A 23,518-nucleotide genomic window follows, 5' to 3' on the forward strand; every position below is an offset into this window, starting at 1 on the left:
ATTTAGCTTAATAGTAAGACAGGGGAAAGACATTTTTCCCGCATGTTAAACACAAAATTCGAAATAGCTTTGTATGTAATCCCTTGCTAAACAAAGATACGAGATTTTTGGAAATGGGATTTGTCGGCCAGTTAGCAAGCTTATGCTTTGCGCTTAATGTGTGCCCCAAGTGCCTGAAGTCTTCCTTCAATGTTCTGGTATCCTCGATCGATCTGCTCAATATTGTAGATGTTTGAGGTTCCCTGCGCAGACATGGCTGCAATAAGCAGAGAAACTCCTGCACGGATATCCGGACTAGACATCGATATTGCACGTAGTCTTTGCTTTCTTTCCAAACCAATCACGGTAGCTCTATGGGGATCACAAAGGATGATCTTGGCTCCCATGTCGATGAGCTTATCAACAAAGAAAAGGCGACTTTCAAACATCTTCTGATGAATCAATACTGATCCGCGACATTGAGTAGCAAGTACCAGGACGATACTCAATAAGTCTGGAGTAAATCCAGGCCAGGGGTGGTCTGAGATCGTCATGATGCTTCCATCAATGAAAGTCTCGATCTCACAAACCTCTTGTTCTTCGACCACGATATCATCTCCCTCAATCTTCAATTTGACGCCCATGCGTTTAAACATCTCCGGAATGATACCCAGAGAATCTACGCTGGCATTTTTGATACGGATACCACTTTGGGTCATGGCTGCCATTCCAATAAAACTTCCTACCTCAATCATATCGGAAAGCATCCGATGCTCGGTGCCACCCAGTTTTTCTACTCCTTCTATGGTCAGAAGATTGCTTCCTACGCCACTGATTTTTGCTCCCATGCGATTGAGCATCTTGGCGAGTTGTTGTAAATAAGGCTCGCAGGCGGCATGGTAAATGGTGGTTTTTCCCTCAGCCAGAGACGCTGCCATGAGGAGGTTTGCCGTACCGGTAACTGAAGCTTCATCCAGCAACATATAAGTGCCTCTTAGTCGATCTTCTCGACTAACACGAAAGACTCCACTTTCTTCTTTGTATTCAAATTGGGCTCCCAATTGCTGGAATCCCCAAAAATGGGTGTCCAGTCTTCTTCGACCAATTTTATCTCCACCAGGACGGGAAATAAAGGCTTTGCCAAAACGGGCAAGCATTGGACCTACCAACATGATAGAACCTCTAAGGCGGCTGGCACTTTGGTGAAATTCTTTGCTTTCTAAATAATCGAGGTCAACATCATCCGCCTGAAAGGTATAGCTATCAGGACCGTTTTTTGTAACCTTTACTCCAATATCTCTGAGGATTTGAATGAGTCTGTTGACATCTACAATATCCGGTATATTGTCAATTTTTACTGGCTCGGCAGTAAGAAGGGTAGCACAAAGGATTTGCAGGGCTTCATTTTTAGCGCCCTGAGGGATGATGCTTCCAGAGAGCTTATGCCCACCTTCCACTTCGAAATAAGCCATGTTTATCTAGCTTTCTGAGATGAATTATGAATGTTTACCTGAGAATAACGTAGGCAAAGAGATTAATAGTTTCTTCTATGTCTCTTATTCTTGCGATTTCTTTTGTTGTTATTGCGGTTATTCTTCTGGTTTTTCTGTTGGTGATGATGATGAGAAGGAGGTGCTTTGTATATAATGAGCTCTTCTCCTCTTACTTCCAGTTTGCCATCAGATAGGTCTCTGATGTGCTCTGCCAGTACAGATTCTGGAGTACTTTCGCGATCCATATTCCGCAGGAACATTTTCATGGTATTCGCGATGATGTTTATATATTCTTTCTTGATAGGGCCATCTTCCATTTTGGTGGCCTCATCAATCATGAGTTGTACATTCCAACCATATCTACGATATCTGGGTTTGCCTTTAGGATATCCCAAACGCTGCATCCTTTTTTCTTCAGGATCAGGTTTCTCTGGCATATTAAAAGAGGTCTCAACATCCAGATCGTATTCTGCGATCATATATATATGGTCCCAAAGCTTTTGCTTGTAATCAGGTATTTCTCGCAGACTCGGATTGAGGTTGCTCATAATACGCACGATCTCATGGGCAGTTTCTGTCCTGAGTTCTCTATCCTCAATGGTTTTCATGTACTCAACCAGAGACTGAATATTTCTTCCATATTCACGCAAGCGCAAAGGTGCTTCGGAAATCGAATACTTCATGTTAATTGTTAAGTGTAAACGGAGAAGTGCAAACTGCAAAAAAACGCTGTGGGGTAGGTATTTTCCTCTTCCTTGTCTTTCTCCGGTCGCAAATTGCTAAAAAAAGGGCACACTTCAAAAAGCCATTGCCCCGATTCTCATTACTCTCATACGACAAGGAGCAATTTTAGATTCAATTTAATAGAAAGTAACACAGCTGTATATGATTAAATTTCATAAATTATCCGAAGGCCCAAAATAAGGCTGAATATTTGCTCAGCCAGTGTAAAATCCGGATTTGCTTATGTATGAAAACCCTGTTCAGGAAGCCCAAAGAAGAATTGATATATGCAGAAAGAAAAAGTCTGTCAGATTAGATTTGGCTGGCCTGGACCTGGAGAGCATTCCCGATGAGGTTTGGGAACTGGATTGGTTGGTGCAGTTAAATGCTGGACAGGCAGCAGTAGAAGAAGATGGACGAAAGACTTACTATAAGAACAGGATCAAAGATCTTTCACCCAAAATATCCCAACTCAAAAATCTACGATTCCTGGACCTGGGAAATAACCGCCTGCAAAGCTTGCCTGAAAGTATAGGCGAATTGACAGAACTTGAAGGCTTATATCTGGAATACAATCAGCTGATCGCGATTCCCGAATCTATAGGGAACTTATTGAAAATGCGGAGATTAGATCTTCGTTTCAATCAACTCTACCAAATTCCTTATAGCCTGGTTCAGCTTCAATTTCTGGAGAAACGAAAAAAAGGAAGAAAGAGAACCGGACTGGGATTATTTGGAAATCGCTTTGGTCTTCCGGATGAAATTTTCAGTTACAATCCGCCTGAACTCATTTATTATCTTCTGGAAGTACAGGTAGCCCTAAAGAAAAGACAAGCAAAGCCTTTGCATGAAGCAAAACTGATCTTTATCGGATCAGGAGAAGTAGGGAAAACCTCTTTGATCAAAAGATTGCTAGGAAAGCCTTTTGATGAGGATGAAAAGATGACAGAAGGAATCGTGATTTATCCCTGGCAGGCCAAAAAGGGAAGGCATAATATCAAACTCAATATCTGGGATTTTGGAGGTCAGGAAATCATGCATGCCACGCATAGATTTTTCATGACCCGTCGATCCATTTATGTATTGGTCGCCAATCCGAGGATGGAAGATAAATATGGCGATACCGAACTGGAGTATTGGCTCAAACTGATCCATTCTTATGCCGGTTCGGAAATCCCGATCATTGTCTGCATCAATAAGTGCGACATCCATAAGATGGATTTTGGAAAAGGAAGTATCAAAGACAAATATCCCAATATTGTGGGCTTTGTTGAGACCTCAGCCAAAAAGGACATCGGGATCGATCGCCTGGCACGTTTGGTGGGCCTGGCGCTCAAACAAAAATATATGCGGCATGTAGATGATATCATGCTAAAAGGAGATTTGGCCATCAAAAACAAGCTGGAAACGGAGAACCGGGATTATATGGCCTATCCGGACTATGAAGCCTTATGCAAAGAACTTTTCCCCAAAATGCAGGCCTTCCAAAAAGAAAGGCTCTTGCGCCTGCTTCACGATCTGGGAATCATGCTCAATTTTCGAGATGACGAAAAACAGGCATTGGCGGATACGCAGGTATTGAATCCAGAATGGGTAACCAAAGGCGTATATAGCATCATTACTTCTCCCAGACTTATCGAGTGGAAAGGGATACTCAATCTCAAGCAGGTAGGGGAGTTGTTGGATAAAAGGAGTTATCCCGGTCGAAAAGAATGGCAATTCATTGTGGATATCATGGAGAAGTTTGAACTAAGTTTCAGTCTTCCTCATGCCCGGGGCAAATATTTTATTCCCGGAGCCTTTCCAAAAGATCGTCCACGTCGAATGGTCTGGAAACATCCCATTCCCAAGCTTCTTCGCTTCCAATATCATTATGATGTATTGCCGGATGTCATTATTTCTCGTTTCATTTCCAATGTCCACAACCTGGTCAAGGAGCGGAACTTCTGGAGAAATGGGGTGATGATTTCGGAAGAAGGAAAAGAGGCGCTGATTCGTTCTGATCCGGCCGACCGCAGGATTTATATTGCAGTAGGAGGGGAGGGGAATAAAAGAAGTCTCTTAGCAATCGTCAGAAGTGTCTTTAAGCAGATTCATGAAAACCTGGAAGGGATACAGGTGAAGGAATTTATTCCCCTGGATGAGGAGGGCAAAGCCCTGGCGGATTATGAGGCCTTATTGGCACATGAGGAATTGAAAGAGGAATACTACCTGAGTCCGGTTTTGAAAAAGCGCTTTAATGTAAGCCTTCTGCTGGATGGCTATGAATCTCGGGAAAGTAGGGAAGATCGCAGAAAGCGGATAGATGAAGAAAGACAGCACAGCATGACGGAGGAATTGAAAGCCCTCTTTATATCAAAAGCCGAGGAGAACCCTAAGAATAAAATCCTCTTTCTGGCCGCGCATCCCACGGATGAAGGGCGCAATCGCATGGATGAAGAGCATAGAGAAATTCAGGAGAGTTTGCTTCGATCAAATCGGAGACAGGATTTTAGTTTCAGCAGTCGATTTGCCTTGGATAGGAGAGGATTGAGTCGAGCTATTTTGGATGAAAAGCCACAGATCGTTCATTTTTCCGGGGGAGGTGAAAAAGGAAAAGGTATTCTGATGCAGGACAAAAGGGGGAATTTAAAGCCTTTGGGGAAAATTGCGCTGGCCGCTTTGTTTGAACTCTTTGAAGGGGAAATCGAATGTGTCCTCCTCAATGCCTGCTTTAGTCAGAATCAGGCACAAGAAATCTCAAAATACGTTCCTTTTGTAATTGGTATGTCAGCCAGCATTTCGGATGAAGCTGCCATTTTATTTGCCAGTGCTTTTTATGATGCGATAGGAAATGGAAGGGATATTCCCTTTGCTTTTCGCTTTGCGCGAAATAGTCTCGATTTGGAAGACATGCCAGAATCGGCTTTGCCCATCATGATAGAAGGATAAAAAAAGGCTGCGAAATGATCGCAGCCTTTTTATTTGCATATTCCGAACAGGATTATCCTGCGAATTTTTCAGCAACTTTGTCCCAGTTGATGACATTGAAAAATGCAGCAACATAGTCAGGACGACGGTTTTGGTAATTGAGGTAGTATGCATGTTCCCATACATCTATTCCCAATAGAGGAGTACCTTTTTCATCAGCAACATCCATCAAAGGATTGTCCTGATTTGGGGTAGAGGTAACTGCGACCGAACCATCAGCTTTTTTGATAAGCCAGGCCCAACCGGATCCAAAACGAGTGCCAGCAGCGGAAGCAAAAGCCGCTTTGAAATCATCAAAGGAACCAAAAGCAGCATTGATAGCATCAGCCAAAGCACCTGTAGGCGCTCCACCTCCATTTGGGCTCATTACTTCCCAGAATAGGCAGTGGTTGTAATATCCTCCTCCATTGTTTCTTACTCCAGTAGAAGCAGAAGAAACATTAGCAAGAATATCTTCGATGCTTTTTCCAGCCAGGTCTGTGCCCTCGATGGCAGCATTCAATTTATTTGTATATCCGTTATGGTGTTTTCCGTGATGGATCGTCATGGTGCGGGCGTCGATATGTGGCTCAAGCGCATCATGTGCATAAGGAAGTTCGGGGAGTGTAAAAGCCATTGTATTTATATTTATAAATGTTTGAACTTGAATTGAGTTAGCGAAATTAATTTTTTTGTTTAAACGCAACAAATTCCTCGTGCATGAGCAGAATAATAACCGCTGCTACGGCTCCACCCATCACATCTGCCGGGTCTACGGTTGCAATTTCATCTTCGAACCAACCTTTATCCCCTTTGAACACTTTTTCTCCTTCAATTGTTGCAAGAGGTTCCTCTAAAAATTCTTTGCTTCCTTTATAGACCTTATTGCCTTTTACAGTTGCAAAAGGATCTTCAAACCAGGATTTCTTTCCCAGATAAATTTTATCGTCTTTAATGCTTAGAAATGGCTCTTCAAACCAGCCTTTCTCCCCCCAGAAGACTTCATTATCAACCAAAGTGGCAAAAGGTTTTTCCCGCCAGTTCTTTTCGCCTTCGTACATTTTGATTTCCATGAGGGGAATCTACGAAAAGCTGAGCGGATTTTGCATGAAAAATCCGGAGAATAGATAGAATTGTTGAGAACTATGCTTAGCCTTCGGTAAGCTGATTCTCTTCCAATATAGATTGGAATTTTCGGATCATGGCCTGAACCATTTCTTTCAGAAGGAGCACCAGGTCTTTCAAATGCTGATGATCTGCCTTTTCCTCATAGATGGCATCGATCTTATGAATGATTTCCTTGGCACTTTGATAATCGATATAAATGAAGTCCTGCTTAAGTTTTTCTATGGCTTTATTCAGGCCATTTATTGAGCCCTTTGTGCAGGCATCTTCTATCAGTTCCAGAGATTTTGGTGCTTGAGAGATAAAGGTTTGTAGGTATTGGATAACGAATTGCTGACTTCCTCCGGACAGATTGCGTAAGTATTCGAGGTCAATGCGGTCAATTTCATCCCGATTATCATTAAAAAGCTCTGGTCTACCAGATTCGATCAGTCGCTTCATACATTCGAAGAGTTGTATAGGATCAAAGGGTTTACTTTGAATAGCATCCATACCTGCATCTCTGGATTTATCGATGACGCTTGCCATGACATTTGCCGTTAGTGCGATAATGGGGGTTTCCTGATTTTTATTTTCCTGATCTGCCCGAATCATTCGACTTGCTTGGTATCCATCCACATTTGGCATTTGAATGTCCATGAGAATGAGGTCGTATTTCTTCTCCTGGCATTTATTGAAGGCATCCTGGCCGTCTTCTGCCAACTCCAATTCGATCTGCCAGCGTTTTAGGGTCTTTTTGCCTACCATTCGATTGATTTTATTATCATCAACCAGAAGGATCTGTTTCCCTTCAAGACCGGATAATTCAAATGGATTTTTATTTTCAGCTTCATCCTGCAAGGTTTTATTGCTGAATTTGCAACCCAGGGTAAAAATAAAGCTACTCCCTTTTCCAACTTCACTTTCTGCCCATATATTTCCTCTATGCAACTCAACCAGTTTTTTTGAAATGGTTAGGCCAAGGCCTGTGCCTCCAAACTTGCGACTGGTGTCGCTACTCGCTTGCGCAAAACTTTCAAAAATGCTTTTCAACTTTTCCTGAGGAATCCCAATTCCCGTATCCTGAACAGCTATCTTTAATGTAATATCTCCATCTTTCCCTTTTTCGATCTGCGCCAGGACCTTTACTTCTCCCTGAGAAGTAAATTTGATGGCATTGCCAATCAAATTGATAAGAATCTGATTGAGTCTGTGAGGATCTCCAATCAGGAATTCCGGAACATTACTAACTATTTCGAAGTATAATTTCAGGTTCTTTTCCTCCGCCTTTGTCTGCAGCAGGCTTACCACAGTTTGCAGAACTTTTTTCAACTGGAAGTCAATCATTTCCAGAGAAAACTTGCCGGATTCTATTTTGGATAAATCGAGGATGTCATTGATGATTTTGAGCAAAGATTGGGAGGATTGCAAAATGAGATCAACGGTCTCTTTTTGTTCTTCTTCCAGTTGAGACTCTTTCAAAAGCCTTGAAAGGCCCAGAATTCCATTCATCGGAGTCCTTATTTCATGGCTCATATTTGCCAGAAATTCTTCCTTGGCAACCTTTTCTGCTTCAGCTTGTTGTTTGGCCTTGACGATTTCCTGGACGAAATGCCTGCTTGCAGATACATCCCGCGCATTGACAAATAGGAAACCATATTTATGGACTGTCTGGACATTCAGCCAGATATAATCATGCCGGGTATTTCTAAAACGACTCTCAAAATTTATATGCTGATCTCCCTGATCAAAGAAGGTCTTCAAGAGGCTCTTTATGCCATCCAATTCTTCTGGATGCATCAGGTCAAAGAGGCTCAGTCCGATGAGATTTTTCGGTTCGTAGCCGAGAATCTCTGATACTACCGGATTGATCTCTTCTATTTTCATGGTATCGACCGATACCATAGCATTTATATCTCCTGCATTGTCGATACGCAAGGCATAATTTTCCAGTTTTTTATTTTGAGAAAGTAGCCGCTGTCTTTGTCTGTACAACTCGAGGTAGGTATCCAGTTTTGCATTGGTTACCATTGGGTCGAGGGGTTTATAGAGGTAATCAATTGCTCCTGCTTGCAAACCCTTAACGGCATATCTGCTTTCTTTACTGATAGCTGTGACAAAGATGCAGATAATCTCCCGGGTCTTGGTATTGGATTTGAGAAGTTGAACCAGCTCAAACCCATCCATTTCCGGCATTTGCACATCAATGAGAGCTATTGCGAAGGGGATTTCCCAGGCTAACTTGAGGGCTTCATTGCCGGAAGAGGCGGTATAAATTTTAGTTTCTTCTCGCTCAATAACGGCTTCCAGTGCCACAAGATTTGCGGGAATATCATCAACCAGGAGGATATTGATTTTTTCTGAAAAAGACATATCAGAAACTTGTTTTTTGATAAATGGAATAAGCCTTTCGCAGGATTTTCAGATGCTTTTTCAGGGGAGAAAATCGGAGATCCTCAACTCGACCCAAAACCAGAAATCCCATAGGACTCAGGCTGTCGAGCAGTTTTTCCAGGATTTGCAATTGCTTTTCAGGAGGATAGTAGAAGAGTACATTCCGGCAAAAAATACAGGAAAAGGTATTGGGACTGGCTCCCTGTATGATATCGTGTCGGAAAAAATTGAGCTTTTGAAGAATGTCTGCTTTTAGCTCCAGGTATCCAGGACCCGTGGTGAAATAGTCCTCAAATGTCCCTTTTACTCCACTTTCTTTGAAATTGCGCTGATATTGCTCCCGCATCCTTATTCCCAGGCGCCCATTTTTTGCCTGTATCAAACGATGCTGGTAGGTATCTGTGGCGAGGATATCAGTCTTGTTCAGGAGGGCCGCTTCTTGTAAAAGAATGGCCATAGAAAATACTTCTTCCCCAGTCGAACAACCGACATGCCAGATCCTGGGATGAGAAAATGTTTCCAGATAAGGTATGATTTCCTGTCTGATGAGATGGAAGTATGTCGGATCTCTAAACAGTTCGGTCAAACCGGAGATAAGCCCTGACTGCGAATTAATTTCCGGAGAGGTATGGACCGCTCTTTGTGTACTTCCTATGCTTTGTGTTTGTGTCATCATGATTTTTTAAGTAGTTCTTTCATTCGTTCCAATAGCAGCACTGTATCCAGAGGTTTGGACAGGTATTCATCCGCGCCTGCGTCGAGGCAATTTTGTCGATCCTCCGTCATAGCTTTAGCGGTAATAGCGATGATGGGAATCGATTTAAATTCCTCCATTTTTCGGATCCTTTGGATTGCTTCAAAGCCATCCATTTCCGGCATCATTATATCCATGAGGATGATGTCTGGATGGAGTCCCTTTTCCAGTTTCTCTAATGCTTCTTTCCCATTTAGTGCTGTTTCTACTGCGATGCTATTGCTCTCCATGATGGCTGAGATGGCAAAAATATTTCTCATATCATCATCTACCAGAAAGACATTTTTCTCTTTCAATATGCCCGGATCTGTGGAGGGCGTATCAACTTTTTTAGCTTTGGAAATCTTAGGCTTTGCAGCTTTGACGTTTTTCCTGGGTTTGGCTTTCTTTTCAATGACTTCTACTTCCTCCTGCTCATATCCCAATTGGAGATTTATCTCATCTATCAATCTGCGAGAAGATTGAGTAGCTTTCGAGATAATGGTTCGGGTGTACTGGTTGATTTCCTGTTGGATATCTAAGCTGAGATCTTCTGCCGTATGGATGATAACAGGGATCTGCTGAAAGCCTTCCATTTGGCGAATCTCTTTCAAGACATCCAATCCGGTCATGTCGGGAAGGTTGTAGTCAAGGATGACACAGTTTACTGTTTTTTCATCAGCCAAAAGAGTCAGGGTATCCTGCCCATTGAAGGTTTGGCTATAGTGATAATTATGGCGATTCAGCAATTGGCCAAGGGCCTTGTTTTGCAATTCCTGATCTTCAACGATTAGAATATTTGAATTGCTTCTGTCAGTGTTTTTGGATTTGGGGATCACAGGCTTGAAAAGAGATTCCTCATCTCTCGGATTTTGCTCCCCACTAACTGCATTCAAGGGCAGGTAAAGACTAAAGGTACTGCCTTTATGCTCTTCACTTTCCAACTGAACTTCTCCTCCCAATAAATGACTTAACTGGACACAAATCGAAAGCCCTAGGCCCGTTCCTCCGTATTTGCGACTGGTCGAACCATCTGCCTGGCTAAAGGCTTCGAATATTTTGGCTTGTTTTTCTTTAGGGATTCCAATACCGGTATCGGATACCGCAAATGAAACAATGCGATCTGTATTTCTGAGACTTTCGTTTTTATAATTAGCAGAACTGTCGGCCAACTGGATTCCCAACTTTACCGTGCCCTCCTTATTTGTGAACTTGCAGGCGTTTGAGAGTAGATTTTTGATGATTTGTTCCAGTCTTACCCTGTCACTTTCAAAATGATTGGGCAACTTCTCATCTATCTCAATTTCAAAATTGATTCCTTTTTTATCCGCGACATGCTCAAACATCATTTCCATGTCTTTTGCCACCTCTTCAAATCCAACCGCTTCCATCAAAAGGTCCAGTTTCCCGGCTTCAATTTTGGAAAGGTCGAGGATGTCATTGATGAGGGTAAGCAAATCACTTCCTGCCTTGTGAATCACCTGAGCATGCTCGACATCCTTGTCATTGAGACGCTCGCCTTTATTGTCCGCAAGTATGTTGGCAAGAATGAGAATGCTATTAAGCGGGGTCCGCAATTCATGGGACATATTGGCCAGGAATTCAGACTTATAGGTATTGCTGGCTTCTAGTTCCTCTGCTTTTTGGGTCAGTTCTGCTTTCGCGGATTCAATTTCTTCATTCTGCTCGATCAGCGCCTTTTTCTGAACCTCTAACTCCTGCGTTTGAGCTTCAAGTTCGGTATTGGCTTCCAGTAAATTTTCCTGTTGTTGTCTGAGGGCTTGCTCTGACTCTTTTAGCTGATCTGCCTGTGCCTCCAATTTCTGGTTGTTTTCTTCCAGGCTTACTTTCAAGGCGACTGACTCTTCCAGCAATCTCCGGGTTTTTTCCTGAGCTTCTGCATTGGCGAGTGTACTGGCTATTCTAAATGAAGCTTCTTCGAGGAAGTTGAAATGCTTTTCTTCAAAGCCTTCAAAACTGGCAAATTCAACCACTCCTACCAGCTTTTGATCAGCGATCAGTGGCCAGGCCAGTACTTCTTTAGGATGTGCACTACCCAGACTTGAAGAAATGAGGAAATACTCATCTGGAAGATCTTTTACAATAATATATTTCTGTTCCAAAGCTACCTGACCGATAAGGCCTTCTCCAAAGGGTATCTTATTCTTGATGAATTTTCTCTTTTCATATGCGTATCCGGCCAAAAGTTGAAGCATAGGCTCCTCCTCTTTTTCAGTCAGCATGAAAAAGGTGCCCTGCCTGGCATTTAAATGCGTGGAAAGAAGATTGAGAATCTTTTCAATGTATTTCTCCCAACCAATTTCCTGTCCCAGGGTATTTATATCAGCTAATAGACGACTCACTTGCGCAACTCCCTGACTGGAATATTTTTCGGCGGCCTCACGCTCTACATTTTCTTTGAGGAACTGTCGCATTTCCAGCAAGGCTTCGCTCAGAGGGTCCTGGCTGTTTATCAAAATTTCCGAATCAAAATCTCCTTCTTTGATGGTATGAGCGATCTTGAGATTTTCGGATAAAACAAACTCAGCTCTTAAGGCTCTGATTCCATCATGGATGATCTTTTTCTCAGAAAAGTATCCCCACAATCCACAAATGGAAATGATCAATCCTGCCAAACCTGCATGTATAATGAAGGTGGTCAGATCCATATAGGGGAGCTGGGTGAAGTAAATCCCGTCAACCCCTGCGAATTGCATATAGGCAAAAGCCGCATGATGAACGACAATGATTACAAATAGCGGCAATTGTAGCCGCCAGTTGGAATAGGTAATCATCAGGGTACAGGCTACAAATGCGAAAAAGTGCATTTCAAAAAGCCCATGCATCTGATAGATATATTGAGCCATAAAAATGGCCAGGACGGCTGAACCTACGTATTGGTATAAATTTGATTCTGGAAGTAATTTTTTCGTGCCAAAGTAGGCTATTAGAGACATGCTTCCGACTGCTATGGCTACCAACCAGGTGTCATAGACAAAGGCCATTAGTATCCCCAATACAAAACTCCCCAGCAAAAATTTCTGAAGGATGTTGTCTGAGCGTTCATTGGTTGATACAAAGAGCGCCTTTTTTTGTTCGGCGCTTAATGTGAATTGTTCACGTTCCATAAAGAAGGAATTGTGTGTTCATTGTTAGACCAGAAAAAAAGCGATGATAGCGGGTCATTTACCTCTGGCAATTGACAACCGTAGGCCCGACTTGCATAAAAGTCCCAGACGGGAGCCTCATTTCCTCTCAGGAGAAGATTTATGCTGATCTCGGCATAATTGCTACCCGGAAAGGTGCAGAATCTGGCTTTGTTGTAATTGCCCCGATAGTAAAGGGCCTGATTCGCATCGATGATAACTGCCTGAGGGGAAGCATAAACTCCGGTTAGCAATGACCACTTTCCCTCTGTATCCTGGTGAACAGGAATATTTTTGCTCAATAATTTTCGTGTTCTTTCTTCCGAAGCTCCCTCCGGAATGATGATTCTGAAATCCAGTTCTTCTCCGAAGTTTTTTAACAAATACTTGAAGTGATTTGCATTGAAGCGAGAGCAGGGACAATCGGGATTGAAAAAATGAAGAAACTGTGCTTTCTCTGGATTCCACTGGCTGCTAGATAAGGGCAGTTCTATACAACTACCTATAGCAACCTCTTCATAATCATCAGGAATGGGAGTTGGCAGGCTATAACGTAACTCTTCCTGCCAGAATATGTAGATAATCCCAGTGAAGAGTAAAGCAAGCATCCCAAGTACGAAACCTTTTCGCATGTATTACGCGGTTTGCAATAATACAATATGAGTAATATGCACCTCATAAATTGTACAAGCTGTGTTCCGATGTAACACGCGTAAGTTCTGTTAGCAAATTGCAAGCTTAGTAGTTCTGAATAGGAGATAGCTGTTGAAACTTCATTTGGCTCTAAGCGAAAGCCTGTATATTTTTAGTTATGAAATCCGGGAACCTACTACACTACTTTTTCTTATGCTCCCTTATCGGTTTTACGCTAGGGTGTGAGTCTAAGAAGGAAAATAAATTTCCACTCTTTACCTATGCGGATTCCCTGGATTTTCAGAATACCCAGAGTATGGAGCCTAAATTGATGGAAGGCTTTGAAGTTTCCTTATGGGCTCCGGAAAAACTATTGGCAGGTCCGGTCGGAATATCGATAGATCATGATGGAAGCGTTTACCTCTCTGAAACAGCAAGGCGAAAAAGTTCAGACATTGACATCCGGGCCCATCGGGATTGGATGACGGATGATCTGGGTTTATACAATATAGAAGCAACTCGCGACTTTCACCTAAACAAACTTGCCACCGAACTGAGTGATCAAAACGGCTGGCAGGAAGATTTGAATCAGGATAGCATCCACGATTTTCGGGATTTAGAAGTGGAAAGCGAAAGGATTCGGGTGATACGAGACGAAGATGAAGATGGAAAAGCAGATGTGTCTCATGTATTTGCTGAAGAATTCAGAGATATGCTGACTGGAGTAGCGGGAAGTGTCTTGGTACATGATGGAAAAGTCTACCTCACAGCTGCTCCCGATATGTGGCAATTAGAGGATACTGATGGAGACGGAGATTTTGACAAAAAACAATCGCTGAGTCATGGATATGGGATTCATATTGCTTTTGCCGGACACGATATGTCGGGCTTGACCCTGGGTCCCGATGGTAAGATCTATTGGTCTATAGGAGATATTGGGGTGAATACGAGTGATGCAAATGGAAAAAATTGGCCATATCCTCATGAGGGTGCAGTTATGCGAATCAATCCTGATGGGACAGAGTTTGAGGTATTTGCACATGGTCTCCGAAATCCCCAGGAACTGGCTTTCGACAAATACGGTAATCTTATATCGGTTGATAATGATGGAGATCATCGGGGCGAAAGAGAGCGCTATGTTCATATACTGGAGGGCTCCGATACCGGCTGGCGTATTCACTGGCAATTTGGCAAGTACAATGATCCCCAGAATGCTTACAAGATCTGGATGGATGAGAAACTCTATTTGCCTCAATTCCCCGGAAGACCTGCCTACGCATTACCACCATTAGGACTTTCTCCAAATGGGCCTGCAGGATTGGCCTACAATCCCGGTACGGCCCTCAATGAAGACTGGGAGGGTTACTTTTTTGCCTCTTATTTCACCGGTTCTATAGCCAATTCCAAAATTGAAGCCTTTAAACTCAGTCCCAAAGGTGCCTCCTTCCAATTAGAGGATGAGAAATTTGTTATGAATGGTATACAATCCACCGGAGTTAATTTTGGACCAGACGGGACTTTGTATATGGCTGATTGGCTGGAAGGCTATGCGAAAAAAGATATAGGTAGGGTATGGAAACTGGATACAGAAAATAAGCATGCATTGCGTCAGCAAACCCAGGAAATTCTTGCCAAAGGTTTCGGCAAATTAGAACTAGAGGAGTTGGAAAAACTCATGGCACATCCGGATATGCGTATTCGTATGGAGGCTCAGTTTGAATTGGTAAAAAGGAAAGAGTCGACGACTTTGCATAAACTTCTGGATTCCCACGAAAACCAACTGGCTCGCATTCATGCCATTTGGGGCATTGGGCAGTTGGCCAGAAGAAATATTTCAGAGGCTGAGCCTCTGCTTTCCTACCTTGATGATGAAGATGCAGAAGTTCGGGCTCAGCTAGCTAAAGTTATCGGAGATGCCCGTTATACAGCTGCTTTCGATCCCTTACTTGAGCAGTTAAAAGATTCTTCTGCAAGGGCTCAATATTTTGCGGCTGAAGCTTTGGGGAAAATTGGGAAAGCCGAAGCTTTTCAAGGACTGATAGATTTATTGGGCCAAACCGGAGAAAATGATCCCCATTTGCGTCATGGAATTGTGTATGCGCTCTCTCGCATAGGCGTAGAGAAACAATTGGGAGAGCTTTCCTCTCATCCTTCTGAGGCAGTACGAGTAGGAGCAGTTGTCGCCTTACGGGAAATGCGCTCTCCTCAATTGAGTCAATTCCTGAAAGATGATTCCTGGATGGTTATGAATGAAACTGCTCGAGCCATTTATGATGATCGATCTGTTGAGGAATCTCTTGAGGATTTAGCGGCGACTTTAGGGAAAAGTCCGGTCAAAACGGAAGCTTATGTCCGCAGAGCAATCAATGCAAACCTCAGGCTAGGAGGACTTGAGGCTGCCAATCGACTTCGAAACTTTATAGATGATAAAAGTAATGCTGATATACTCAGGGCAGATGCTGTTTGGGCCCTGGCATATTGGACAGATATTCCGGTCTTGGATAGATTGGAAGGTATCTACCGAGAAACGGCTTCTCATTCCCCCAGTGAAATTCTGGCTGCTACGGAAGGATTAGCTGAAATGCTGATGAAGGAAAAAGGAGATATGAAAATTGCTGGAATTGAAATGACAGGAAGGCTGGGAATGACGGAAAAGGATGCAATCTTATTTACGATAGGGACAGATAAGAAAGAAAGCAATGAAGTCAGGGGAGCAAGCTTGCGTTCCCTGATTCGGATGAAAAGTCCCCGAGCAGAATCAGCGATAGAAATGGCTTTGGCTGATAGAGAGGAAAGTCTGAGAAAAGAGGCTCAAAGCCTGATCAATGAATTGGAAATCAAAGAGTCAGAGAAACTGGCGCTTCTGGCGAAAGCACTGGAGTTTGGTAGTACAGGCGAAAGACAAACCATTTTTAAGGGCCTCGGTAAAATTCATACAGAGGATGCCCTGCAATTAATTGCCAGTTGGATGGATAAATTGGAGGCAGGAGAAGTTGCGGATGAAATTCAATTGGATGTCCTGGATGCAGCTATTGCGCAGGAAAATAAGGAATTGGGCCAAAGGGTTAAAACATATTATGAAAGCCTGAATGCGCAGGATGATTTGGGCGAATTTCGGGTGAGTTTAAAAGGAGGCAATGCTCGGAATGGGGGCCGTATTTTCTACATCCACGAAAGCGCCCAATGTATGCGTTGCCATCAATTGGAAGGGGATGCTGTATTGGCAGGACCGGGTTTAGGAGGGATTGCTTCTAAACTCAATCGCCAGCAATTGCTGGAAGCTTTGGTCCTCCCCAGCAAGAGAATTTCTCCCGGCTATGGAAAAGAAGGTCTGCCATCCGCGATGATTCCCATGCAAAATTTCCTCAATAAAAATGAGATCCGTGATGTGGTCGAATTTTTAAATAGCCTGAAATAAATATTAGCTACTGGTCGATTGCCAAAATATCCCTAATTTTGCCCTCCTTCATGGCCGGAAAATTGGGAAATGCATCCATGAAAAACCTGGGAAATAATATGTTTAAAATCCTGCTCATACTTTTTGTCCTTTATGGACTCCTGGTCGCATTATCCTATCTTTTTCAGGACAAAATGGTCTTTCTCCCCACCAAATTGAAAGCCCAATATGCATTTAGCTTTGAAGAAAATTTTGAAGAAATCGTCCTGGATAGATCCGGCGAAAAATTAAGTGGCGTTTACTTTACCCAGCCTGATACCAGCCGAGGATTGATCCTGTATTTTCATGGAAATGCAGATGATCTCCAGCGATGGGGAAATTATGCGGTAGATTTTACCCGTTTGGGATACGAAGTAATGATGATCGACTATCCGGGCTATGGGAAAAGTGAGGGTAAGCCTACGGAGGAAAATTTCTATGAAAGTGCCGTCATTGCCTATGAGTGGGCACATGCCAAATATGCCCCTGAAGATATCATCATTTATGGACGGTCCATTGGTTCAGGGCCGGCAAGCTATCTTGCTAGTCAGAAAGATGCAGGATTACTGATCCTGGAAACTCCTTTCTTTAGCATGAGAGATGTGATCAATCGACGCTTTCGGCTATTCTTCCCTTATCAATTAAAATATCACTTCCCGGTTTTTGAGTACCTGCAAAAGCGAAAAATGGAAGAAGCCCATATTTTCCAGGGAACTGATGATGAAACGGTTCCATATGCCTCTGCAATTAAGCTCCGACCTTTTCTGCCCGATAATTCCCATTTTATTACCATAGAAGGAGGAAGGCATAAAAATCTGGCCGAATTTGAGGAGTTTCATCTGGGACTTCGGAAAATATTGCTTAAGGAATAAAGCTCTTATCCCTATTTTTCCTAAATTCATTGGAGATATAAAGAAGCATGGACTGGATAATGACTACTCTACTTATTATAGGAGGTATTTACCTTCTGCTCTGTGCTTTCTTTTATTTCTTCCAACATCTCTTTTTCTTCCGTCCTGAAATTCTTCCCAGCGGCTTTTCCTATAAATATCCCTTCGATTTTGAAGAACATACTTTCGACATGGAGGATGGGGGAAGCGTCAATAGCATTTATTTTAAAGTGCCTAATAGTCGAGGGGTTGTTTATTATTTAAAAGGCAATTCCAAGAGCATCAAAGGCTGGGGAAAATTCGCCAAGGATTTTCTGGGCAATGGATTTGATTTTTTTATGTTGGATTACAGAGGATTCGGAAAGAGTAGGGGAAAGCGTTCAGAACGGATACTATTCAATGATGCCCAGCATTTATATAAGTGGCTGACTGAACATTATAGAGAAGATCAGATCATTGTCTATGGTCGGTCTCTGGGGAGTGGAATAGGAGCAAGGGTTGCCTCATGGAATCGCCCCAATATGCTGATCCTGGATTCTCCCTATTACAATTTTATCCATAATATGAGTCGCTATGGATTTTATCTGCCTTTAAAGTGGATTCTGAGATACCGACTCCGTACGGACCAATTTATCAAATCCATGAAGTGCCCCGTGCATATCATTCATGGAACGAAAGATTGGCTCATTCCCATTTCCAATAGCAAAAAGCTTCAGGCTTTGGACCCGGAAAAAGTCAGCCTATACGAAGTGGAAGGAGCCGGCCATAATAATCTTCCTGACTTTGGAGAGTACCATCAATTGCTCTACGACCTGATGGATAAGGCTTTCAAAGGCGAAAAAGTTACCTATAATAATTAACCTCACTTAAGCTAGCTGCTTTGAACTGGACCCGCACATTTGAAGTACTTTCTTTTCAATCCACCCACTGCCCAAATTCGCAGGCTTTATTGTCACGGAAAAAGAAAGGCAAGTGGAAAGCCTTAAGTACGGAGGAGTGTTTGAAGAAAAGAGATCGATACAGTGCAGCTCTTTTGGGCCTGGGATTGAAGAAAGGAGATCGGATGATCATTGTGCCGGAATTGGCTAGTGTAAAATGGGTATTGCTCGATATGGCTGCCCAACAAATAGGCGTGATCGTAGTTCCTGTGCATGTAACCTTCACTCCAGATCAGTTTGATCATGTCGCTCAGGAAACGGAAGCCAAGGTTGCTTTTTTTTCCCATGAAGAAGATCGGAAAAGATTGCTGGGAGAAAATGGGAGGAAGATGAAAAGTTATGTAGCACATGGCAAAAAGTCTCAGGAAAATAGCCTGGCTTTTCTTGCTTCTATTGCGGAGGATATAGAGGAAGAGCTGTTAGAAGAACTTCGCGCAGAAATAGAAAAAGATGACCTTTCCTGCATCCTCTACACTTCAGGCACAACCGGAGTTCCCAAAGGCGTCATGTTGACCCACGACAATATTGTTTCCAATGTCAAGGCTGCATTGACGCTTCTTCCAATAGCACATTTAAAAAGATGCCTGAGTTTCCTTCCTTATAGTCATATTTTCGAACGAACTACCATCTATGGATATATAGCCTCAGGTGCGACTTTGTATCTCCCTGCAGATCGGGACGCACTTTTATTTGCCTTTAAAGAAGCGAGGCCTCACTATTTTACAGCTGTTCCCCGAATTTTAGAGAAAATGGTCGAAACCATCCAGGTTTGGAAAGCTGAGCAAAATGTCCTGATCCGAAAGACTGTGGACTGGGCTATTGAGATTGGAAAAAATTATAAAGAAGGAGCGCGCGTCAGGCCGTTTTTCTGGATGCAAAGGCAATTGGCCAAGCTTTTGGTTTTTCGAAGATTTCGGCATGTGAGTGGAGGGCATGTAGAAGCCATATTTACAGGTGCTGCTTATCTTCAACCGGATATAAGCCGGATTTATTCTGCTGCCGGAATAAAGGTTCGTGAAGGCTATGGAATGACCGAAGCTTCTCCCATCATTACTATGAATCGTTTCAGTCCGGGCATGTTTAAATTGGGAACCGTAGGGCTGCCTATTCCCGGAGTAGAAGTTAAAATTGATGATCCGGATGAGGAAGGAGAAGGAGAGATTTTGGTGAAAGGCCCCAATGTGATGAAGGGCTACTATAAACGACCGGAAGAAACGGCACGTGTCCTTTCAGAGGATGGATGGCTTAGAACCGGAGATGTAGGCAAAATTGTCAAAAGAGGCTTCCTCAAAATTACAGACAGGCGCAAGGATATATTCAAAACTTCGGCGGGCAAATACATTGCTCCTCTGGTACTGGAAAATCATATACAGCGATCCGATTTTATTGAGCAAAGCATGATCGTGGGTTTTCAACGCCCTTTTCTTACGGCATTGATAAAACCCAATTTCGAAATGCTACGTTATTGGGCTTCTGAGCACCAGATCCACTGGACCAGCCCTGAGTATATGGTCCTCAATATAAAGATCAAGGGAAAGATTCAGGAAGAGGTCGATAGGCTCAATGAGAATCTTCCCAATTTCCAGAAGATCAGAAAATTTCACCTCTTTCATCAGGAACTTACGCCTGAATCCGGTCTCCTCACCAATACCCTCAAGTTGATGCGACAAAGGATTATAGATCGTTTTGGCAAGGACATCGATGGGATGTACAAGTAAAGCGGGAAATTGCTAGTTTGGGATTGAGTTGGAAAGGAATGAAGAACAAGAACCGAGAATTGGAAAATTGAGCTGGAATAATCCGGATAAAAGGCTTGATTTATCCTTGTTAATGCTAGCCTTTCCATCCCTACATTTAATTTACCTAAACATGATTGCTAATATTTATCGCTATCGAAAGCTAATGCTTCTGGGACTTATTTCCCTTTTTACCTTAAATCTATCTGCACAAAAACTGGACAAGAAAGAGAAGAAAATGGTTCAGTATGTCGATGAACATATGGATGAAGCCATCGACTTTTTAGAAAAAGCTGTCAACATCAATAGCGGTACCCTTCATAAAGAAGGAGTCCAGGAAGTTGGGCGATTATTCAGGCCTGAATTGGAGGCATTGGGGATGGAGGTGACATGGGTAGATATGCCCGAAGAGGTGAACCGAGGCGGACATATGATTGCCGAGCACAAAGGGAGCAAAGGAAAGCGAGTGCTGATGATCGGGCATTTTGATACGGTTTTTGAAAAAGATAGTCCCTTTCAGAAATGGGAGAAGGTGAGTGATAAAAAAGCCAAGGGACCAGGTGCCAATGATATGAAAGGAGGAGACGTAGTGCTCTTATATGCCCTGAAAGCTTTGCATGCAGCAGGTGCTATGGATAATACCCAAATCATCGTCGTATATACCGGCGATGAGGAAAAGCCAGGCTCTCCGCAGACGATCAGCCGAAAAGACTTGATCGAAGCTGGAAAAAGAAGCGATATCGCTTTGGGCTTTGAAGGAGGAAAAGCAGGAAGAGCAGTGGTAGCGAGAAGAGGTTCAAGTGGATGGCAGTTGAGTGTAAAAGGGACCCGCTGGCATTCCTCTCAGATATTTAGCGAGCAGGTGGGAAGTGGTGCGATTTTCGAAATGTCGCGTATTCTGAATGCTTTCCATGAAAAAGTAAAAGGAGAAGAATACCTTACCTTCAATCCCGGAGTAGTATTGGGTGGAACAGGGGTGAATTTTGATAAGGCCAATTCCAAAGGAACGGCTTTCGGCAAAACCAATGTAGTTGCCCAGAGAGTAGTGGTAGATGGAGGAATCCGGACGATCTCTCAGGACCAATTGGACAGAGCTAAAGCCAAAATGAAAGAGATAGTAGAAAATGGAAATCATCCCGGTACTTCTGCAAGCATAGAGTTTTTCGAAGGCTATCCCGCCATGTATCCCAATGAAGAGAATTATGAATTGCTGAAAGTCTATGATAAGATTAGCCAGGACTTAGGCTTTGAAGCCATTGAGCCCTATGATCCGGGAGCTAGAGGAGCAGCTGATATTGCCTTTGTTTCCTTCATTCCTGCTTTAGGAGGATTAGGCTCTTATGGAGCTGGAGGGCATACTTTCAATGAAACCGTCGAACTGGATACTTTTCATATTGCCGTGAAGAGAGCGGCACTATTGCTGTATCGTTTGACACGAGAATAAAACAAAAAACCCTGTCATCCCGGAATCTATCAGATGTCCGGAACCTCTTGCTAATAGATTTTGGCTAGAGATCCCGACCCTTAGATTAAGGCCGGGATGACAGATTTATTTTGATACTTGTATCGCCCTGTCTGAAGCAGGAGCTCATTCTTCTCTTAGGTACATTCCTGAATTTTTACTTAGGATTTACATCATTTTACAATGATCAGCTCCTAAAGTGAAAAATCTCTGATAACTTATTGTTCCCAAATCTTTAAACCCACACTCCTATGAACCGCTTTCTGAAATCTCTTCTGCTTCTGACCTCTCTGGCTTTGGTTATTTCAACTTCCTTCGCTCAAACCAATGCGACCTTCATCAAGGCTGGTAAAGTCTTTGATTCGGAGAAAGGGGAAATGCTTTCAGACTATATCATCAAGATCGAACGGGCCAGGATTTCAGCATTTGGACAGGATATAGAAATCCCGGAACATGCGAAAGTTATAGATCTCTCTGATTATACCTTGATGCCTGGCCTCATCGATGGCCATACTCATCTGATGACCCTTGACAACCTCAAGGACGAAAATCCGATGGCAGATAAACTCTTGTTCGAAGGAGATGCCCTGCGAGTATTGAGAGGAGCCAAACGAGCCAAGTCCTGGTTGGAGAATGGATTTACCAGCGTAAGAGATTTGGGAGATTCCGGACCTTTCCTGGATGTCGCATTGAAAAGAGCGATCAATGAAGGAACAACAGTTGGACCTCGCATGTATGTTTCCGGGCCTATCATTGCTTCTGAAGGAGGGCAGGTGAGAGGTTTGATGAAAAGTCACAGGGATGTGATCGCGGATGAATATACCATCGTAAGAAGTGTGGATGATGCCATCAATGCCGTGCGTGTTCATCTGAATTATGGGGCTGACCTCATCAAGATTTGTGCAAACAATACCCCCAATAATACCAGCCTGACTATAGAGGAAATGAAAGCCATCGTTAAAATGGCCCATCGCTATGGCAAAAAAGTTACAGCCCATGCGACCAATGATCTGGCCATTTGGGAAGCAGTGACTGCAGGCGTGGATGGTATCGAACATGGCTATTCGATTTCAGATACAACCCTGGAATTGATGGCTGAGAAAGGAGTGGTTTTGGTCCCGACAGATATTTCCATTCCTCTTTACCATAAACTTTATGACATCATTGATTTCAAATGGAATCGAGAAAAACAGATCGAAAGAGCGAAAAAGAATCTAAGCGACCGTTTGCAAAGAGCGATCAAAGCCGGAGTTACGATTGTGACGGGTTCGGACAATTACCTGGATTTTGAAATGCCTCAGGGAGAAGCTGCCAAAAATATACTGTTGGCTTATCTGGAAGAAGGGATGGAACCCCTGGACATCCTTCGTTCTTCTACCTATCTGTCTGCAAAATTTATGGGAAAAGAAGATCAGCTGGGAGTCATAAAAGAGGGTGCCTTTGCGGATTTGATTGCTGTAAAAGGAGATGTGGAAACAGACTTTGAGCATGCTATGTTTAATCTGGTTTTTGTCATGAAAGGGGGAGAGATTTATGTAGATACGGAGGCATTTGTTGAGGAAATAAAGGTAACCAAGGAAATGCTTGAAGCCTATGTAGGGAGATATGAGCTTTCTGAGGATTTGGTGATTATCGTTTCTAAAGCAGGTATGCAGTTGAAAGCAAAGGCAGAAGGACGAGAAGAATATGACTTTACACCTAAATCCTCAAAGGTCTTTTATGCCGAAGCCGCAAACATTCAAATCACCTTTAATACCAATGAAGAAGGAAAAGTAATAGGCCTGACTTTATTGGCCGGTGGAGAAGAAACTACAGGACCGAAAGTGGAGGAATAGGAGAAGTGTAAGTATCAAATTCTCAGGTATATCCATACTGTCATCTCGAAGTTTGCAAGTGTATCGG

Annotated in this window: 15 protein-coding genes; 7 read left to right on the forward strand and 8 right to left on the reverse strand. The window is 43.0% G+C overall.

Annotation, left to right across the window (positions count from 1 at the left end; genetic code table 11):
• Positions 1-140 precede the first annotated feature (140 nt).
• Both murA and R8P61_28025 read right to left on the reverse strand, forming a co-directional pair.
• Positions 141-1,451 carry a UDP-N-acetylglucosamine 1-carboxyvinyltransferase gene (gene murA / locus R8P61_28020; protein ID MDW3650957.1) on the reverse strand — a complete coding sequence of 437 codons (1,311 nt, stop codon included), beginning with the start codon at positions 1,449-1,451 and terminating at the stop codon, positions 141-143.
• A 62-nt stretch (positions 1,452-1,513) separates the two neighbouring features.
• The gene (locus tag R8P61_28025) at positions 1,514-2,155 is read right to left on the reverse strand and encodes a DUF4290 domain-containing protein (protein MDW3650958.1); all 642 of its coding nucleotides are present in this window, start codon (positions 2,153-2,155) and stop codon (positions 1,514-1,516) included.
• 283 nt (positions 2,156-2,438) lie between these two features.
• Here R8P61_28025 and R8P61_28030 point away from each other — a divergent pair, with 283 nt between their 5' ends.
• Positions 2,439-5,126 (forward strand): COR domain-containing protein, encoded by a 2,688-nt coding sequence (locus R8P61_28030; GenBank protein MDW3650959.1) that lies wholly within the window; start codon positions 2,439-2,441, stop codon positions 5,124-5,126.
• Positions 5,127-5,178: 52 nt separating this feature from the next.
• Here R8P61_28030 and R8P61_28035 read toward each other — a convergent pair whose 3' ends face one another.
• The 6 genes from R8P61_28035 to R8P61_28060 all read right to left on the reverse strand — a co-directional run bounded on the left by R8P61_28035 (position 5,179) and on the right by R8P61_28060 (position 13,153).
• Entirely contained in the window at positions 5,179-5,781 is a 603-nt protein-coding gene (locus tag R8P61_28035; protein MDW3650960.1) for a superoxide dismutase, read from the reverse strand.
• 46 nt (positions 5,782-5,827) lie between these two features.
• Positions 5,828-6,217, reverse strand: a complete 390-nt coding sequence (locus tag R8P61_28040; protein MDW3650961.1) for a hypothetical protein — start codon at positions 6,215-6,217, stop codon at positions 5,828-5,830.
• 76 nt (positions 6,218-6,293) lie between these two features.
• Positions 6,294-8,621, reverse strand: a complete 2,328-nt coding sequence (locus R8P61_28045) for a response regulator (protein MDW3650962.1) — start codon at positions 8,619-8,621, stop codon at positions 6,294-6,296.
• Between the two features lies 1 nt (position 8,622).
• Positions 8,623-9,318, reverse strand: coding sequence for a CheR family methyltransferase (locus tag R8P61_28050; GenBank protein MDW3650963.1), 696 nt, complete (start codon positions 9,316-9,318; stop codon positions 8,623-8,625).
• On the reverse strand, positions 9,315-12,503 hold the full coding sequence (locus tag R8P61_28055) for a response regulator (protein MDW3650964.1): 3,189 nt from the start codon (positions 12,501-12,503) through the stop codon (positions 9,315-9,317). Before R8P61_28055 ends, R8P61_28050 begins: the two co-directional genes overlap by 4 nt.
• On the reverse strand, positions 12,479-13,153 hold the full coding sequence (locus R8P61_28060) for an AhpC/TSA family protein (protein ID MDW3650965.1): 675 nt from the start codon (positions 13,151-13,153) through the stop codon (positions 12,479-12,481). Before R8P61_28060 ends, R8P61_28055 begins: the two co-directional genes overlap by 25 nt.
• A 179-nt stretch (positions 13,154-13,332) precedes the next feature.
• Here R8P61_28060 and R8P61_28065 point away from each other — a divergent pair, with 179 nt between their 5' ends.
• From R8P61_28065 to R8P61_28090, 6 genes are all read left to right on the forward strand, one after another.
• Positions 13,333-16,572: a HEAT repeat domain-containing protein gene (locus R8P61_28065; protein ID MDW3650966.1), complete on the forward strand. Its 3,240-nt coding sequence runs from the start codon at positions 13,333-13,335 to the stop codon at positions 16,570-16,572.
• A 50-nt stretch (positions 16,573-16,622) separates the two neighbouring features.
• Positions 16,623-17,462, forward strand: coding sequence for an alpha/beta hydrolase (locus R8P61_28070; protein MDW3650967.1), 840 nt, complete (start codon positions 16,623-16,625; stop codon positions 17,460-17,462).
• 59 nt (positions 17,463-17,521) lie between these two features.
• Entirely contained in the window at positions 17,522-18,340 is an 819-nt protein-coding gene (locus R8P61_28075; protein MDW3650968.1) for an alpha/beta fold hydrolase, read from the forward strand.
• A 20-nt stretch (positions 18,341-18,360) separates the two neighbouring features.
• Entirely contained in the window at positions 18,361-20,136 is a 1,776-nt protein-coding gene (locus R8P61_28080; GenBank protein ID MDW3650969.1) for a long-chain fatty acid--CoA ligase, read from the forward strand.
• Positions 20,137-20,287: 151 nt separating this feature from the next.
• Positions 20,288-21,598, forward strand: coding sequence for a M20/M25/M40 family metallo-hydrolase (locus R8P61_28085; GenBank protein ID MDW3650970.1), 1,311 nt, complete (start codon positions 20,288-20,290; stop codon positions 21,596-21,598).
• A gap of 269 nt (positions 21,599-21,867) precedes the next feature.
• Entirely contained in the window at positions 21,868-23,451 is a 1,584-nt protein-coding gene (locus R8P61_28090) for an amidohydrolase family protein (protein MDW3650971.1), read from the forward strand.
• The last annotated feature ends 67 nt before the right edge of the window (positions 23,452-23,518 follow it).

It is taken from the genome of Bacteroidia bacterium, from assembly GCA_033391075.1.
Lineage (GTDB): Bacteria > Bacteroidota > Bacteroidia > J057 > J057 > JAWPMV01.

Excerpts from the sequence above, each read along its gene's own strand:
- murA (MDW3650957.1), bottom strand. The coding sequence starts at position 1,451 with ATGGCTTATTTCGAAGTGGAAGGTGGGCATAAGCTCTCTGGAAGCATC.
- R8P61_28025 (MDW3650958.1), bottom strand. The coding sequence starts at position 2,155 with ATGAAGTATTCGATTTCCGAAGCACCTTTGCGCTTGCGTGAATATGGA.
- R8P61_28030 (MDW3650959.1), top strand. The coding sequence starts at position 2,439 with ATGTATGAAAACCCTGTTCAGGAAGCCCAAAGAAGAATTGATATATGC.
- R8P61_28035 (MDW3650960.1), bottom strand. The coding sequence starts at position 5,781 with ATGGCTTTTACACTCCCCGAACTTCCTTATGCACATGATGCGCTTGAG.
- R8P61_28040 (MDW3650961.1), bottom strand. The coding sequence starts at position 6,217 with ATGGAAATCAAAATGTACGAAGGCGAAAAGAACTGGCGGGAAAAACCT.
- R8P61_28045 (MDW3650962.1), bottom strand. The coding sequence starts at position 8,621 with ATGTCTTTTTCAGAAAAAATCAATATCCTCCTGGTTGATGATATTCCC.
- R8P61_28050 (MDW3650963.1), bottom strand. The coding sequence starts at position 9,318 with ATGATGACACAAACACAAAGCATAGGAAGTACACAAAGAGCGGTCCAT.
- R8P61_28055 (MDW3650964.1), bottom strand. The coding sequence starts at position 12,503 with ATGGAACGTGAACAATTCACATTAAGCGCCGAACAAAAAAAGGCGCTC.
- R8P61_28060 (MDW3650965.1), bottom strand. The coding sequence starts at position 13,153 with ATGCGAAAAGGTTTCGTACTTGGGATGCTTGCTTTACTCTTCACTGGG.
- R8P61_28065 (MDW3650966.1), top strand. The coding sequence starts at position 13,333 with ATGAAATCCGGGAACCTACTACACTACTTTTTCTTATGCTCCCTTATC.
- R8P61_28070 (MDW3650967.1), top strand. The coding sequence starts at position 16,623 with ATGGCCGGAAAATTGGGAAATGCATCCATGAAAAACCTGGGAAATAAT.
- R8P61_28075 (MDW3650968.1), top strand. The coding sequence starts at position 17,522 with ATGACTACTCTACTTATTATAGGAGGTATTTACCTTCTGCTCTGTGCT.
- R8P61_28085 (MDW3650970.1), top strand. The coding sequence starts at position 20,288 with ATGATTGCTAATATTTATCGCTATCGAAAGCTAATGCTTCTGGGACTT.
- R8P61_28090 (MDW3650971.1), top strand. The coding sequence starts at position 21,868 with ATGAACCGCTTTCTGAAATCTCTTCTGCTTCTGACCTCTCTGGCTTTG.